At 71.1% G+C, this 16080-nt stretch carries 11 protein-coding genes; 8 read left to right on the plus strand and 3 right to left on the minus strand.

The window, feature by feature from the left end:
* Positions 1-6: 6 nt before the first annotated feature.
* The gene (locus ACFV6E_RS28835; protein ID WP_385465564.1) at positions 7-855 is read left to right on the plus strand and encodes a DUF4184 family protein; all 849 of its coding nucleotides are present in this window, start codon (positions 7-9) and stop codon (positions 853-855) included.
* 174 nt (positions 856-1029) lie between these two features.
* Here the strand turns inward: ACFV6E_RS28835 and ACFV6E_RS28840 are convergent, their stop codons facing one another.
* Positions 1030-1575 (minus strand): hypothetical protein, encoded by a 546-nt coding sequence (locus tag ACFV6E_RS28840; RefSeq protein WP_385160024.1) that lies wholly within the window; start codon positions 1573-1575, stop codon positions 1030-1032.
* A 484-nt stretch (positions 1576-2059) separates the two neighbouring features.
* On the minus strand, positions 2060-4786 hold the full coding sequence (gene polA, locus ACFV6E_RS28845; protein WP_385160026.1) for a DNA polymerase I: 2727 nt from the start codon (positions 4784-4786) through the stop codon (positions 2060-2062).
* A 1007-nt stretch (positions 4787-5793) separates the two neighbouring features.
* On the opposite strand from polA, the gene ACFV6E_RS28850 reads away from it, so the two are divergent.
* From ACFV6E_RS28850 to ACFV6E_RS28880, 7 genes are all read left to right on the plus strand, one after another.
* The gene (locus tag ACFV6E_RS28850) at positions 5794-8073 is read left to right on the plus strand and encodes an FdhF/YdeP family oxidoreductase (RefSeq protein ID WP_385465567.1); all 2280 of its coding nucleotides are present in this window, start codon (positions 5794-5796) and stop codon (positions 8071-8073) included.
* Between the two features lie 72 nt (positions 8074-8145).
* A complete protein-coding gene (locus ACFV6E_RS28855) occupies positions 8146-8628 on the plus strand; it encodes a PaaI family thioesterase (RefSeq protein WP_385160030.1) in 483 nt (160 codons plus the stop codon).
* 957 nt (positions 8629-9585) lie between these two features.
* Positions 9586-10809, plus strand: a complete 1224-nt coding sequence (locus ACFV6E_RS28860; RefSeq protein ID WP_385160032.1) for a branched-chain amino acid ABC transporter substrate-binding protein — start codon at positions 9586-9588, stop codon at positions 10807-10809.
* A gap of 109 nt (positions 10810-10918) precedes the next feature.
* Positions 10919-11851, plus strand: coding sequence for a branched-chain amino acid ABC transporter permease (locus ACFV6E_RS28865; RefSeq protein ID WP_385465570.1), 933 nt, complete (start codon positions 10919-10921; stop codon positions 11849-11851).
* A 5-nt stretch (positions 11852-11856) separates the two neighbouring features.
* Positions 11857-13620 (plus strand): branched-chain amino acid ABC transporter permease, encoded by a 1764-nt coding sequence (locus ACFV6E_RS28870; protein ID WP_385160176.1) that lies wholly within the window; start codon positions 11857-11859, stop codon positions 13618-13620.
* Positions 13621-13625: 5 nt separating this feature from the next.
* On the plus strand, positions 13626-14534 hold the full coding sequence (locus ACFV6E_RS28875; RefSeq protein WP_385160178.1) for an ABC transporter ATP-binding protein: 909 nt from the start codon (positions 13626-13628) through the stop codon (positions 14532-14534).
* Complete coding sequence (locus ACFV6E_RS28880; RefSeq protein ID WP_385160035.1) at positions 14531-15247, plus strand: ABC transporter ATP-binding protein; 717 nt, start codon at positions 14531-14533, stop codon at positions 15245-15247. The genes ACFV6E_RS28875 and ACFV6E_RS28880 overlap by 4 nt, the downstream gene beginning before the upstream one ends.
* Positions 15248-15339: 92 nt before the next feature.
* Here the strand turns inward: ACFV6E_RS28880 and ACFV6E_RS28885 are convergent, their stop codons facing one another.
* A complete protein-coding gene (locus tag ACFV6E_RS28885) occupies positions 15340-15996 on the minus strand; it encodes an ANTAR domain-containing response regulator (protein WP_385160037.1) in 657 nt (218 codons plus the stop codon).
* Positions 15997-16080: the final 84 nt, after the last annotated feature.

Here is a 16080-nt window from a genome sequence, read left to right on the forward strand (position 1 = left end):
GACCCATTGCCTTTCACTCTCAGCCATGCCGCGGCGGTACTTCCGGCCGTGCGCGGTGACGGGACCGGGCGGGGACGGCTGGTGCCCGCGGTGCTCGTCGCCGGTTCGTTCGCTCCCGACATGACCTATTACGCGGCGAGTGCGCTGCCCGGCGCGATGGAGTTCGGCGGCTTCACGCACTCCCCCGCCGGGGTCCTCAGCTTCGACGTGCTCGTCGCCTGGGCGCTGGTCGGGCTGTGGCTGCTGCTGCGGGAACCGCTGGTGGCGCTGGTGCCCCGGGCCCGGCAGGCCGGCCCGGCGACCCTGCTGCGCTGCGGCGCCCCACGGGCCCGCGTCCGCGCGGAACCGGCCCTGTGGTGGTACGTGTCCGCGGTGCTCGGCGGGCTGACGCACATCGTGTGGGACGCGTTCACGCACCTGGACCGGTGGGGGATGCGGCTCTTTCCCGTCCTGGGCCGGGAGATCGCGGGCTCGCCGCTGTACTGGTACCTCCAGTACGGGGGTTCCGCGGTGGCGGCCGTGGTGATCGCCGTCTTCGTCGTCGTGTCGCTGCACCGGACGCCGCGGCGGGAGCCGGTGGGGGTGCCGGTGCTGTCTCGGGCCGACCGCGCGCTGGCGGGCGTGGTGCTCGGCGGCTGCGCGCTCCTGGGCGCCGTGCAGCGGGCCGCACGCTGGTGGGCGTACCGGGGTGCCGACGCGAAGCCCTGGGAGCTGATCCCGACCCTGTGCTTCGGCGCGGGCGCCGGGCTGGCGCTCGGCCTGCTCCTGTACGGCGCCGCAGTCAGGCTGTGGCGCCCGGCGCCCGCCCCTCCGACGGCGGCACACACGGAGCCGAACCATCCGGCCTCCCACTGACCACACGCCACAGCCGCAGGGCGGCGGCCTGATCCAGTACGGCGCCGCAATCAGGCCGCAGCGCCCGGCGCCCGCCCCTCCGGCGGCGGCACACACGGAGCCGAACCGACCGGTTCCCCACTGACCACATGCCACAGCCGCAGGGCGGCGGCCTGATCCAGTACGGCGCCGCAATCAGGCCGCAGCACCCGGCGCCCGCCCCTCCGACGGCGGCACACACGGAGCCGAACCATCCGGCCTCCCACTGACCACACGCCACAGCCGCAGGGCGGCGGCCTCGCGCGAGTCGGCGATCAGGGGGCGCAGGGTGGCCCGCTCCCAGTCGGTCAGCGCCGCCACCACGCCGGCCGGGGCCTGCTGCCGGTCGCTCGCGCAGGAGCAGGCCGGTGTGGTGGCGTCGGCGCGCAGCGACAGTGGCAGCGGCAGTGGCAGTGGCAGTGGCAGCAGCAGGGGCTGTGCGAGGCGCGGTACGAGGCGGGATATACGGGGGCGGCGTGCCGGGTGCCACCACGGTCTGGTCCTGGGGCGGACGCCGCCGTGCAGGCCGGCGACGGGGTCGGGTTCGCGGGGCGGGCCGTCGGGGGTGCGCAGCCGGGCGGTACTCGCTCCGGCCGCGAAGACCGGGACCCGGGTGAGCAGGGCCGAGGTGAGGACGGCGGCCGCCGCGGTCACGAAGGGCGCGGCTGTCGCCGCCGGGCGGCGGAAGGTGCGTATACCCATGCCCGCATCCTTGCGGCGGGCGGCGGGCGGGGCGCTTTCGCGGGGGCCGGGCGGGTGACGTCCGGCTGGCGCCGGGGCCTTACCGGGAGGTGCGGGGCCCGGGGTGTTGGCCTCGGGTCCGCTGCGGCTGGGCGCCGGCGCGTTGCCGGTAGCCCGGGGGCCGGGGCGTTGGCCGCGGGTCCGTCGTGGCTGGGCGCGCCGTTCCCCGCGCCCCTGACGGGGCCCCTGGCCCGCCGGGCTCCGGGCCGTTCCCGGAGCCCCGCAGGCCGACTGCGGGTCCGTCGTCGCTGGGCGCGCAGTTCCTCGCACCCCTGGCGGGGCCCGGCCCTCCCCGTCGCCCGGTGTGCCGACCGCAGGTCCGTCGTGGCTGAGCGCGCCCTACCCCGCGCCCCTGACGGGGCCCGGCCCTCCCCGTCGCCCGGTGTGCCGACCGCGGGTCCGTCGTGGCTGGGCGCGCCGTTCCCCGCGCCCCTGACGGGGCGTGTCAGTGGGCCGCCGATTCCCAGTCGGGGCCCGCGCCCACGGAGACGTCCAGGGGGGCGCGTAGTTGCACCGCGTTCGCCATTTCGTGGCGGACCAGTTCCTCCGTCCGTGCGCGCTCGCCGGGGGCGATCTCCAGGACGATTTCGTCGTGGACCTGGAGGAGCATGCGGGACTTGAGGTCCGCCTCGCGCAGGGCCCGGTCGACGTTGAGCATGGCGATCTTGACGATGTCCGCCGCCGTGCCCTGGATCGGCGCGTTCAGGGCCATCCGCTCGGCCGCCTCGCGGCGCTGGCGGTTGTCGCTGTTGAGGTCGGGCAGATAGCGGCGGCGGCCGAAGAGCGTCGCCGTGTACCCCGTCGCCCGCGCCTCGTCGACCGCCCGGCGCAGATAGTCCCGTACCCCTCCGAAGCGCTCGAAGTAGGTGTCCATCAGGGCACGGGCCTCACCCGCGTCGATGTTCAGCTGCTGGGAGAGGCCGAAGGCCGACAGGCCGTACGCCAGCCCGTACGACATCGCCTTGATCTTGCGGCGCATCTCGGCGTCGACGCCCGACCGCTCCACGGAGAACACCTGGGAGGCGACCGTGGTGTGCAGGTCCTCCCCGGAGGTGAACGCCTCGATCAGGCCTTCGTCCTCGGAGAGGTGGGCCATCACGCGCAGCTCGATCTGGCTGTAGTCCGCCGTCATCAGGGACTCGAAGCCCTCGCCGACGACGAAGCCGCGGCGGATGGCGCGGCCCTCGTCCGTACGGACCGGGATGTTCTGCAGGTTCGGGTCCGTGGACGACAGGCGGCCGGTCGCGGCGACGGTCTGGTTGAACGTCGTGTGGATACGGCCGTCGGCGGCGATCGTCTTGATCAGGCCCTCGACCGTCACCCGCAGCTTCGCCTGCTCACGGTGGCGGAGCATGATCACGGGCAGTTCGTTCTCGGTCTGGCCCGCGAGCCAGGCCAGCGCGTCCGCGTCCGTGGTGTAGCCCGTCTTGGTCTTCTTCGTCTTCGGCAGGCCCAGCTCCCCGAAGAGGACCTCCTGGAGCTGCTTGGGCGAGCCCAGGTTGAACTCGTGCCCGGCCGCCGCGTGCGCCTCCTTCACGGCCTGCTGGACGGCGCCCGCGAACATCTGCTCCATGGCCTCCAGGTGCGTCCGGTCCGCGGCGATGCCGTACCGCTCCAGGCGGGCGAGCAGCGCGGACGTCGGCAGCTCCATGTCACGCAGCAGGTCGGCGGCGCCCACCTCCTGGAGCTTGCCCTCGAATGCCTCGCCCAGGTCGAGGATCGCGCGGGCCTGCACCATCAGCGCGTCCGCCTCGGCCTGCTCGTCGGCGCCGAAGGCGAGCTGCCCGTCGGCCGCGGCGGCGGGCGCCAGCTCCCGGCCCAGATACTCCAGGCAGAGCGCATCCAGGGCGAAGGAACGGCGCCCCGGCTTGACGAGGTAGGCGGCGAGCGCGGTGTCCATGGACACGCCCCCGATGCTCCAGCCGTGCTCGGCGAAGACCCGCATGGCGCCCTTGGCGTTGTGCAGCACCTTCGGGCGGGCGGCGTCGGCGAGCCATCCGGCGAACGCGGTCTCGTCGCCCTCGTCCAGCTCGGTGGGGTCGAACCAGGCCGCGGCGCCGCCGGCCGCGGCGAGCGCGACCTCGGCCACCGAGCCCGTGCCCAGGGCCCAGGTGTCGACCGTGGCGAGGCCCAGGGGCTCCGTGCCGTACTCGGCGAGCCAGGGCTTCAGCTCGCCCGCGCCCAGCACCGTGCCGTCCAGCTCGACGCCCGGGGCGGGCGCCTGGGCGGCCTCGGCCTCCTCGGCGCCCGGGTCGACGGCGAAAAGCCGCTCGCGCAGCGAGGGGTTGCGGATCTCCAGGGTGTCCAGGACCATCGCGACGCTCGTGCGGTCGTACGCCGCGCGCTCCAGCTCCGCGACCGTTCTCGGCAGCTCTACCTGACGCTCCAGCTCGGTGAGGCGGCGGTTCAGCTTGACGGACTCCAGGTGGTCGCGCAGGTTCTGCCCCGCCTTGCCCTTGACCTCTTCGGCGCGCTCCACGAGCTCCGCGAACGAACCGAACTGGTTGATCCACTTCGCGGCCGTCTTCTCGCCGACGCCCGGGATGCCCGGGAGGTTGTCGGACGGGTCGCCGCGCAGCGCCGCGAAGTCCGGGTACTGCGCCGGGGTCAGCCCGTACTTCTCGAACACCTTCTCCGGGGTGAACCGGGTCAGCTCCGAGACGCCCTTCGTCGGATACAGCACCGTCGTGTGCTCACTGACGAGCTGGAAGGAGTCCCGGTCGCCGGTGACGATCAGCACCTCGAAGCCGGCCGCCTCCGCCTGCGTGGCGAGCGTGGCGATGATGTCGTCGGCCTCGAAGCCCGCGACCGCGAACCGCTCCGCGCGCATCGCGTCGAGCAGCTCGCCGATCAGCTCGACCTGTCCCTTGAACTCGTCGGGGGTCTTGGAGCGGTTCGCCTTGTACTCCGTGAACTCCTCGGAGCGCCAGGTCTTGCGGGAGACGTCGAACGCCACCGCGAAGTGCGTGGGCGCCTCGTCGCGCAGCGTGTTCGCCAGCATCGACGCGAAGCCGTAGATCGCGTTCGTCGGCTGGCCGGTCGCGGTCGTGAAGTTCTCCGCGGGCAGCGCGAAGAACGCGCGGTAGGCCAGCGAGTGCCCGTCCATGAGCATCAGCCGCGGGCGGCCCTCGCCGGAGGTCTTCTCGGTCTTCTTCGATGCTGTCTCTGCCACGCCCCCGATCCTGCCACGCCCCACTGACACTCCGCCCCGCCCACCGGGGTGAGCGGGCGGCACGGCGGGCGGGACGGCGCGGCGGGGCGGCGCGGCGCGGCGCGGTGGGCGACCTCGCGCGCGGCGGTCGCGTGCCCTCCCGCGCGGCGGCGGGCAACCCAGCACGCCGCGACGGACGGCTCCGCCCGCCACGCCGGAAGCTCCCGCACACCGCCACGGACAGTCCCGCGGCGCGACGGCGGAGGCCCCCCGCCGCTCGCGGACCGGGGCCCGGGACCGGGGGCGGCAGGCGGCGAGCCGCAGACAGCGAGCCGTGGGCGCCGGACGGCGGCTTCCGTCGGCGAGAGTGGCCACACGCCCGGCCGACGGGGCCGCCGTTCGTGGGCAGCAGGCGGGGGGCGGCGGCGTTACGCCCGGCGGACAACGACCTCCCGCCCGGCCGACGGCGGCTTCCCGCCCGGCCGACAGCGGCTTCCCGCCCGGCGAGAAGCCGCCGTACGCCCTGCGACGGAGCCGCCGTCCGCGGGCAGCAGGCAGAGGGCGGCGACGTTACGCCCGGCGGACAGCGGCCTCCGCCCGCCCCAGTGGGCAGTGGCTTCCCGCCCAGCCGGCAGGGCCGCCGTCCGCGAGCCGCGGACAGGGGACCGCGACGCCCCGCCCGGCGGGCAGCCTCCCCTCGACCGACGGACCGCCGTCACGCCCCGCCCCGCCCAACCGACGGCGACGTCCCGTGCAACCGCAACGCCCCGCCCCGCCCAAGCGACGGCAACGCCCCGCCCCAACCGCAACGCCCCGCCCCGCCCCGCACAACCGACGGCAACGCTCCGCCCCAACCGCAACGCCCCGCCCGACCGTGACGTCCCGGCCGGCGGTCTCCCTCCCGCTCCGGCCCGCCCCGCCCCGACCCGTCCGGCATAGCTGTCACCTCCGCGTGCGAGGATCGGGGGATACGTAGGACACGGGTCACGCGTGCGTTCGGGGGCGTGGTCGGGGAAGGGGAACATGCGATGGCCAGCAAGCCGCCCAAGGTCGATCCGGTTCAGGACGCGCCGCAGGTCGACGGGCCCAAGCACGCCGCGGCCGGGCTGCCCGCCATCGGTCACACGCTGCGCGTCGCCCAGCAGCAGATGGGCGTGCGCCGCACCGCGCTGACCCTGCTGCGGGTCAACCAGAAGGACGGCTTCGACTGCCCGGGCTGCGCCTGGCCGGAGCCGGAGCACCGGCACACCGCCGAGTTCTGCGAGAACGGCGCGAAGGCGGTCGCCGAGGAGGCCACCCTGCGCCGGGTCACCCCCGACTTCTTCGCCGCGCACCCGGTGGCCGACCTCGCGGGCCGCAGCGGCTACTGGCTCGGACAGCAGGGCCGCCTCACCCACCCGATGTACCTGGCGGAGGGCGCCGACCGCTACGCGCCGGTGACCTGGGAGCGCGCCTTCGACATCGTCGCCGAGGAACTCGCCGCGCTCGGCTCACCGGACGAGGCGCTGTTCTACACCTCGGGCCGCACCAGCAACGAGGCGGCGTTCCTGTACCAGCTCTTCGCCCGCGAGTTCGGCACGAACAACCTCCCGGACTGCTCGAACATGTGCCACGAGTCGTCGGGCTCCGCCCTCTCGGAGACCATCGGCATCGGCAAGGGCAGCGTCCTGCTGGAGGACCTGTACCAGGCGGACCTGATCATCGTGGCCGGGCAGAACCCGGGCACGAACCACCCCCGGATGCTCTCCGCCCTGGAGAAGGCCAAGGCGGGCGGCGCGCGGATCATCACGGTCAATCCGCTGCCCGAGGCGGGCCTGGAGCGGTTCAAGAACCCGCAGACCCCCCAGGGCATGCTCAAGGGCGCCGCCCTCACCGACCTGTTCCTCCAGATCCGCATCGGCGGCGACCAGGCCCTCTTCCGCCTGCTGAACAAGCTGATCCTGGACACCGAGGGCGCCGTCGACCAGGACTTCGTCACCGAACACACCCACGGCTACGAGGAGTTCGCGGCCGCCGCCCGCGCCGCCGACTGGGACGAGACACTCACCGCGACGGGCCTCACGCGCGCGGAGATCCAGCAGGCCCTGGAGATGGTCCTCGCCTCGAAGCGCACCATCGTCTGCTGGGCGATGGGCCTCACCCAGCACAAGCACTCCGTGCCCACCATCCGCGAAGTGGTCAACTTCCTGCTGCTGCGCGGCAACATCGGCCGCCCGGGCGCCGGCGTCTGCCCCGTGCGCGGCCACTCGAACGTGCAGGGCGACCGCACCATGGGCATCTTCGAACGCCCCGCCCCCGCCTTCCTCGACGCCCTGGAGAAGGAGTTCGGCTTCGCCCCTCCCAGGGACCACGGCTACGACGTCGTACGGGCCATCCGCGCGCTGCGCGACGGCGACGCCAAGGTGTTCTTCGCCATGGGCGGCAACTTCGTGTCCGCCTCCCCCGACACCGACGTCACCGAGGCCGCCATGCGCCGCGCCCGGCTGACCGTGCACGTGTCCACCAAGCTGAACCGCAGCCACGCGGTCACCGGCGCCCGCGCCCTGATCCTGCCGACGCTCGGCCGCACGGAACGCGACCTCCAGGGCAGCGGCGAGCAGTTCGTCACCGTCGAGGACTCCATGGGCATGGTGCACGCCTCCCGCGGCCGCCTGGAGTCCGCGAGCACCCACCTGCTGTCCGAGCCCGCCATCGTCTGCCGCCTCGCCCGCCGCGTCCTCGGCGAGACCTCCCGCACCCCCTGGGAGGAGTTCGAGAAGGACTACGCGACCATCCGCGACCGCATCGCGCGCGTGGTGCCCGGCTTCGACGACTTCAACGCGCGTGTCGCCCGCCCCGGCGGCTTCGCCCTGCCGCACGCCCCGCGCGACGAGCGCCGCTTCCCCACCACCACCGGCAAGGCCAACTTCACGGCCGCCGCCATCGAGTACCCGCGTGTCCCCGAGGGCCGTCTGCTGCTCCAGACCCTGCGCTCCCACGACCAGTACAACACCACGATCTACGGCCTGGACGACCGCTACCGCGGCATCAGGAACGGCCGCCGCGTCGTCCTGGTCAACCCCGCCGACGCCGCCGCCCTGGGGCTCGCCGACGGCTCCTACGCCGACCTCGTCGGCGAATGGCGCGACGGCACCGAGCGCCGCGCCCCCGGCTTCCGCGTCGTGCACTACCCGACCGCCCGCGGCTGCGCCGCCGCCTACTACCCCGAGACGAACGTCCTGGTCCCGCTCGACTCGACCGCCGACACCAGCAACACCCCTGCCAGCAAGTCCGTCGTCGTCCGTCTGGAACAATCGGCGACCGACTGAGCGTTTGCTCAGCCAGTGAGCCGGCGTGATCCACGACGCCGGCACGGTCCACGACGAACGGAGCCGGGCCCGATGGGCGAACAGCACACCGTGAAGTTCCCGCAAGAGATCATCGACGAGTACGCCGCCCTCGGCGTCGACCTGCCCGCCCTGTTCTCCGCGGGCCACCTCGGCACCCGCATGGGCGTCCAGATCGTCGAAGCCTCCGCGGACCGCGTCGTCGGCACCATGCCCGTCGAAGGCAACACCCAGCCCTACGGCCTCCTGCACGGCGGCGCCTCCGCCGTCCTCGCCGAAACCCTCGGCTCCGTCGGCGCCATGCTCCACGGCGGCAGCCGCAAACTCGCCGTCGGCGTCGACCTCAACTGCACCCACCACCGCGGCGCCCGCTCCGGCCTCGTCACCGGCGTCGCCACCCCCCTGCACCGCGGCCGCTCCACCGCCACGTACGACATCGCCATCACCGACGAGGACGGCAAGCGCGTCTGCTCCGCCCGCCTGACCTGCATGCTGCGCGACGTCGACCCCGCCGACGTACCCACCGCCCGCCGCTGACGAAGCCTTCCCCGCCCGGGCCGCACCTCCTACCGTTTCCCCATGAGGCTGCGGCCATGAGCGGCACCGGGCCCGTCGAACCCGCCGGCCCGGACACCCACGCGCCCGACACACCCGCCGACTTCCCACGCCCCGGCGGCCGTTGGCACGCCCTGCCGCCCAGGACCCGCGCCGCCGCCCTCACCGCGGCCGCCGCAGGCGCCGCCACCGCCGCCGTCCTGCTCTTCCCCGCACGGCCCACCGGCCCGCCACCCGACACGGCCCCGTCCCCCTGGCCCGCGACGGTGACCACCTTCCGCTACGCCGGAACCACCGGCGACACCGCCGCCGGACCACCCGCCGCCTTCCGCTTCGACGTCTCCGTCGGCCACGGCCCGCCCGTCACCCTCCACGGCATCCACGCCCCCTTCCCCGGACTTCACACCCGGACCACCCCGCACCCGGCGTTCACCGTCCGTCCCGGGACAACCCACCGGATCACCGTACGAATCTCCGTATCCGATTGCGCGGGACTGCCCCTCGACGCCGAACTCCCCTTCCTCGACGTAACGCTGCGTAACACGAACGCAATACAACATCACAGCTTCATCTTCGGCGGCCGCTACTCCCGCGATCTCTCCGCACTCCTGCACGCCGCATGCGACAGGCCCCCCGCCGACGCCCGCCCAACTCGCAACCGGAAGTGCGAATTCTCGAAATGTGGACGGCGGCCACCCCGAGGAATTTCCGCCAAACCGGCCGAGACACCCCTTCCGAGAAGCTCACCAACCAGCACGTCATAACAAGAAAGTCACAAGCCAGCTCACGGCGATGCCGCCGCCCACAGACAGGCTTAGAGTCACGGCCAGTCACCGCGCCGCCGGGCGCGTCTGCAGCACGGCCCCGTAACACCCCAGTACGGCCCGGCGAGACACACGGCAGCTCAGCAGAGCTGCTGCGCCAGGGAGAGGATGCAACGTGCGACACCGTTCTTTGGTCATACTCACCTCCGTGCTCACCACCGGAGCTCTCACGCTGACCGCCTGCGGTTCGCGCGACGACGACAAGGGGAGCGACGACAGCGGCAAGAAGACCGAGGTCATCATCGGCGTCGACGCCCCGCTGACCGGCCAGAACTCCGCCACCGGTCTCGGCATCCAGGGCGGCGTCCAGATCGCCGTCGACGACGCCAACAAGAACAACACCGTGCCCGGTGTCACTTTCAAGGTCCTCGCGCTCGACGACAAGGCCGTCCCCGCCAGCGGCCAGCAGAACGCCACCCAGCTCGTCGGCAACGACAAGGTCCTCGGCGTCGTCGGCCCCCTCAACTCCGGTGTCGCCACCCAGATGCAGCAGGTCTTCGACACCGCCAACCTGGTCGAGATCTCCCCCTCCAACACCGCGCCCGAGCTCACCCAGGGCAAGAACTGGCAGACCAAGAAGGAACGCCCGTTCAAGACCTACTTCCGCACCGCCACCACCGACGCGCTCCAGGGCGGCTTCGCCGCCGAGTACGCCTACGGCACCCTCAAGAAGCGCAAGGTCTTCGTCGTCGACGACAAGCAGACCTACGGCGCCGGCCTCGCCAAACTCTTCAAGGCCGGCTTCACCAAGAACGGCGGCAAGGTCGCGGGCGAGGACCACGTCAACACCGGTGACACCGACTTCTCCGCCCTCGTCACCAAGATCAAGAACTCCAAGGCCGACCTCGTCTACTACGGCGGCCAGTACGACGAGTCCGAGAAGCTCACCAAGCAGCTCAAGGACGCCGGCGCCAAGATTCCGCTCTTCGGCGGCGACGGCATGTTCACCCCGACCTACATCGAGACCGCCGGCAAGACCTCCGAAGGCGACCTCGTCACCTCCGTCGGCCAGCCCGTCGACACCCTGCCCGCCGCCGCCGACTTCATCAAGAAGTACAAGTCGTCCGGCCTCAAGGGTGACTACGGCACCTACGGCGGGTATTCCTACGACGCCGCCACCGCCATCATCAAGGCCGTCGGCCAGGTCGTGAAGGACGGCGACGTCCCCTCCGACGCCCGCGCGAAGATCGTCGAAGAGGTCCAGAAGACGAAATTCGACGGCATCGCCGGACCCGTCGCCTTCGACGAGTACGGCGACACCACCAACAAGCAGCTCACCGTCTACCAGGTCGTCGACGGCAAGTGGAAGGCCGTCAAGAGCGGCACGTTCAACGGCTGACCCGGTCAGCCGCAAGCACACCCGAGGGCCGCGCGGCCACGACCACACGTCACCGCGCGGCCCGATCCATACGCCCTGCTCACTCTCCCCACCACATGGAGGCCATGCGGTGAACACCCTGCCGCAGCAGCTGGCCAACGGGCTGTTCCTCGGCTCGATGTACGGGCTGATCGCCATCGGCTACACGATGGTGTACGGCATCGTCCAGCTCATCAACTTCGCCCACGGCGAGATCTTCATGATCGGGGGCTTCGGCGCCCTCTCGGTCTACCTCTACGTCCTGCCCGACGGCACATCCATGTGGATAGCCCTACCGGCCATGCTGATCGGCGGCGGACTCATCTCCATCCTCGTCGCCGTCGGAGCCGAACGCTTCGCCTACCGGCCCCTGCGCGGCGCACCACGCCTCGCCCCCCTCATCACCGCCATCGGCCTCTCCCTCGCACTCCAGCAGGCCGTCTTCAACTGGTACCCCAACGCCAAGACCGACCGTAACTTCCCCCAGATGGACTTCGGCCCCTGGCACATCGGCGACGTCCGCATCCTCAGCGGCTCCGTCTTCGTCATCATCGCCGCACCCGCCTGCATGGCCGCCCTCGCCCTCTTCGTCCGCTTCTCCCGCACCGGCCGCGCCATGCAGGCCACCGCACAGGACCCGGACACCGCCCAGCTCATGGGCATCGACACCAACCGCATCATCGTCATCGCCTTCGCCATCGGCGGCTTCTTCGCCGCCGTCGCCGCCATCGCCTACGGCCTGCGCTACGGCCAGATCAAATACGACATGGGCTTCCAGATGGGCCTCAAGGCCTTCACCGCGGCCGTCCTCGGCGGCATCGGCAACATCTACGGCGCCATGATCGGCGGCCTCGTCCTCGGCCTCGCCGAAACCATGGCCACCAGCTACATCGACGGCATCCCCGGCATGCAGCAGCTCGGCGGCGGCGGCTGGGCCTCCGTCTGGGCCTTCGTCCTGCTCATCCTCGTCCTGCTGTTCCGGCCACAGGGCCTGGTCGGCGAACGCGTCGCGGACAGGGCGTGACCACCATGAAGACCGACCACGCACCCCACGGCGGACTCGTCAAACTCCCGGCCGCCGCCGCCCTCCCCCTCATCGCCACCGGCGCCGTCGGCACCATCGCCAGCACCTTCATGTCCTGGACGTACACCGACGAATTCCCCGGCGACCTCACCTACTACGGCTCACCCGCCGGACTCCAGATCCTCGCCCTCGTCGCCGGCGCCCTCACCCTGCTCTACGCACTCACCGGCTACCACGTCCGCGGCCTCGGCTGGCTCAACCCCGCCAACGCCACCGCGCCCGTCATCCTCGCCGCCACCAGCGCCTTCGCCGTCTGCTGGTTCAGCGCCATCGCCATCGCCGTCGACCTCAAGGGCCTCGTCGCCCTCGACCCCGGCGCCTACCTCGCCGCCGTCGCCTCACTCCTCGCCCTCCTCGGCGCCCTCGCCCTGCCCGGCCCCGGCACCACCCTCAAGGACCGCATCACCAAGGCCGAGAACGTCCCACCCCTCGGCACCCTCGCCGGCTGGGCCGAACGCCTCCTCATCACCGCCGCCACCGCCGGCGCCCTGACCGTCTTCACCTACGGCATCGGCGTCGACCCCGACGCCAGCGAAACGTTCATCGGCTACCTGCTCCTCGTCGTCTTCGGCGCCTGGGCCCTCTTCGCCGCCGGACTCTTCGACCGCTTCGCCGAACTCAACGCCCGGCACAAGGGATTCGCCACCTCCATGGCCTTCCTCGCCGCCGCGGTCTTCCCCTTCGTCGAGAACGACGAACACAACGCCAACCTCGGCGTCAACATCCTCATCGTCGCCACCGTCGCCCTCGGCCTCAACATCGTCGTCGGCCTCACCGGACTCCTCGACCTCGGATACGTCGCCTTCCTCGGCGTCGGCGCCTACGCCGCAGCCCTCGTATCCGGCAGCGAATTCTCCCGCTTCTCCGGAGTCCAGTTCCCCTTCTGGGCCGCCATGCTCACCGGCATGGCCGCCTCCCTCGTCTTCGGCGTCCTCATCGGCGCACCCACCCTGCGCCTGCGCGGCGACTACCTCGCCATCGTCACCCTCGGCTTCGGGGAGATCTTCCGCATCACCGTCAACAACCTCGACGGCTCCTCCGGACCCAACCTCACCAACGGCCCCAACGGCATCTCCATGATCCCCGACCTGGAGATCTTCGGCTTCAACTTCGGCGCCGACCACGACGCCGGCTTCGTCACCCTCGGCCGCTTCGCCAACTACTTCCTGCTGATGCTCGTCATCACCGCGATCGTCGTCCTCGTCTTCAACCGCGCCGCCGACTCCCGCATCGGCCGCTCCTGGATCGCCATCCGCGAGGACGAGACCGCCGCCACCGCCATGGGCATCAACGGCTTCCGCGTCAAACTCATCGCCTTCGCCCTCGGCGCCTCACTCGCCGGCCTCGCCGGCACCGTCAGCGCCCACGTCGGCTACAGCGTCAACCCGGCCCCCTACCAGTTCGCCGGCTCCGTCCCCCCGAACTCCGCATTCCTCCTCGCCGCCGTCGTCCTCGGCGGCATGGGCACCGTCGGCGGACCCATCCTCGGCGCCACCCTGCTCTACCTCCTGCCGGAAAAACTCAGCTTCCTGAAGGAATTCCAGCTCTTCGCCTTCGGCATCGCACTCGTCCTCCTCATGCGATTCCGCCCCGAAGGAATCATCGCCAACCGCCGGCGCCAACTCGAATTCCACGAAACCGGCCAGACCGACATCCCCGAACAGAGCCTCCCCGACACCACCGTCGGCGCCACCAAGGCAGGGGCGTGACCACCATGACCAGCACCAAGGCCACCAGCCCCGCCACCACGAGCCCCGTCCTCGAAGCCGCAGGCGTCACCATGCGATTCGGCGGACTCACCGCCGTACGAAACGTCGACCTCACCGTCAACGCAGGCGAAATCGTCGGACTCATCGGACCCAACGGCGCCGGCAAAACCACCTTCTTCAACTGCCTCACCGGCCTGTACGTCCCCACCGAAGGCAAAGTCGCCTACAAAGGCACCGTCCTCCCGCCCAAACCCCACCTCGTCACCAAAGCCGGCATCGCCCGCACCTTCCAGAACATCCGGCTCTTCGCCAACATGACCGTCCTGGAAAACGTCCTCGTCGGCCGCCACACCCGCACCCGCGAAGGACTCTGGTCAGCCCTCCTGCGCGGCCCCGGCTTCCGCAAAGCCGAAGCCGCCAGCCGCGAACGCGCCATGCAACTCCTCGAGTTCATCGGCCTCGCCCACAAAGCCGACCACCTCTCCCGCAACCTCCCCTACGGCGAACAACGCAAGCTCGAAATCGCCCGCGCCCTCGCCAGCGACCCCGGACTCCTCCTCCTCGACGAGCCCACCGCCGGCATGAACCCCCAAGAAACCCGCGCCACCGAAGAACTCGTCTTCGCCATCCGCGACCAAGGCATAGCCGTCCTCGTCATCGAGCACGACATGCGTTTCATCTTCAACCTCTGCGACCGCGTCGCCTGCCTCGTCCAAGGCGAAAAACTCGTCGAAGGCACCAGCGACGTCGTCCAGGGCGACGAACGCGTCATCGCCGCCTACCTCGGCACCCCCTTCGAAGGCGCCCCCGGCGCCGACGAAGTCGCCGAAGTCGAAGCCGCGGAAGCCGCCGAAGCCGCCGCCGACGCCACTGGGTCGCGCGGCACCGCCGGCAAGGAAGGAAACGCCCAGTGACCGCCCTACTGGAGGTCGAAGACCTCAAGGTCGCCTACGGCAAGATCGAAGCCGTCAAAGGCATCTCCTTCACCGTCGAAGCCGGCCAGATCGTCACCCTCATCGGCACCAACGGCGCCGGCAAAACCACCACCCTGCGCACCCTCTCCGGCCTCCTCAAACCCACCTCGGGCCGCATCACCTTCGACGGGAAACCCCTCACCGGAATACCCGCCCACAAAATCGTCGCCCTCGGCCTCGCCCACTCCCCCGAAGGCCGCCACATCTTCCCCCGCCTCACCATCACCGAAAACCTCCAACTCGGCGCATTCCTCCGCACCGACAAGGCAGGCATCGAGAGGGACATTCAGCGGGCGTACGACCTGTTCCCCATCCTCGGGGAACGCCGGAAGCAGGCAGCGGGTACGTTGTCGGGCGGCGAGCAGCAAATGCTCGCCATGGGCCGCGCCCTGATGTCCCAGCCCAAGCTCCTCATGCTCGACGAGCCCTCCATGGGCCTCTCACCGATCATGATGCAGAAAATCATGGACACGGTGGTCGAACTGAAGGCCCAGGGCACCACCATCCTGCTCGTCGAGCAGAACGCCCAAGCCGCCCTCTCCCTCGCCGACCAGGGCCACGTCATGGAAATCGGCAGCATCGTCCTCTCCGGAACGGGACAGGACCTCCTCCACGACGAATCGGTTCGCAAGGCTTATCTGGGCGAGGACTGAACGTACGGCGCTCAGCGAACGCAGAGAACGCAAAGAGGCCCGCACCCCGGGAAACGGGGTGCGGGCCTCCTTCTACGTCCCGCTCCGAACGGTCAGCCCTTCGCCGACTTCTTCTCCTGCGCGTCCTGAATGACCGCCTCGGCCACCTGCTGCATCGACATCCGCCGGTCCATCGACGTCTTCTGGATCCACCGGAACGCCGCCGGCTCCGTCAGCCCGTACTCCGTCTGCAACACCGACTTCGCACGGTCCACCAGCTTCCGCGTCTCCAGGCGCTGGCTGAGGTCCGCGACCTCCTTCTCCAGCTCCTTCAGCTCCGTGAACCGCGACACCGCCATCTCGATCGCCGGCACGACGTCGCTCTTGCTGAAGGGCTTCACGAGGTACGCCATCGCGCCCGCGTCCCTCGCCCGCTCCACCAGGTCACGCTGCGAGAACGCGGTCAGCATCAGCACCGGGGCGATGCTCTCCTCGGCGATCTTCTCCGCCGCGGAGATGCCGTCCAGCTTCGGCATCTTCACGTCCAGGATCACCAGGTCCGGCTTGTGCTCCCGGGCCAGCTCCACCGCCTGCTCACCGTCGCCCGCCTCGCCGACGACGCTGTAGCCCTCCTCCTCCAGCATCTCTTTCAGATCGAGACGGATCAGCGCCTCGTCCTCGGCGATGACGACGCGGGTCGTCAGCGGAGGAACGTGCGACTTGTCGTCGTCGGCCACGTCAGCGGGCTGGGGCGTCTCGGGGGTGGTCACGGGGGGCTCCTCGTTCAGGGCGGGTACTGCTCCCAAGAGCCTACCTAGCTGGGGTAAGGTAAGGGCGCAAGGGGTTGCAGTTCC

The sequence above is a fragment of the Streptomyces sp. NPDC059785 genome, assembly GCF_042732375.1.
In the GTDB taxonomy this organism is placed as follows: Bacteria; Actinomycetota; Actinomycetes; order Streptomycetales; family Streptomycetaceae; genus Streptomyces.

Coding starts and splice junctions, on each gene's coding strand:
- ACFV6E_RS28850 (WP_385465567.1), top strand. CDS start 5,794: ATGGCCAGCAAGCCGCCCAAGGTCGATCCGGTTCAGGACGCGCCGCAG.
- ACFV6E_RS28840 (WP_385160024.1), bottom strand. CDS start 1,575: ATGGGTATACGCACCTTCCGCCGCCCGGCGGCGACAGCCGCGCCCTTC.
- ACFV6E_RS28855 (WP_385160030.1), top strand. CDS start 8,146: ATGGGCGAACAGCACACCGTGAAGTTCCCGCAAGAGATCATCGACGAG.
- ACFV6E_RS28870 (WP_385160176.1), top strand. CDS start 11,857: ATGAAGACCGACCACGCACCCCACGGCGGACTCGTCAAACTCCCGGCC.
- ACFV6E_RS28875 (WP_385160178.1), top strand. CDS start 13,626: ATGACCAGCACCAAGGCCACCAGCCCCGCCACCACGAGCCCCGTCCTC.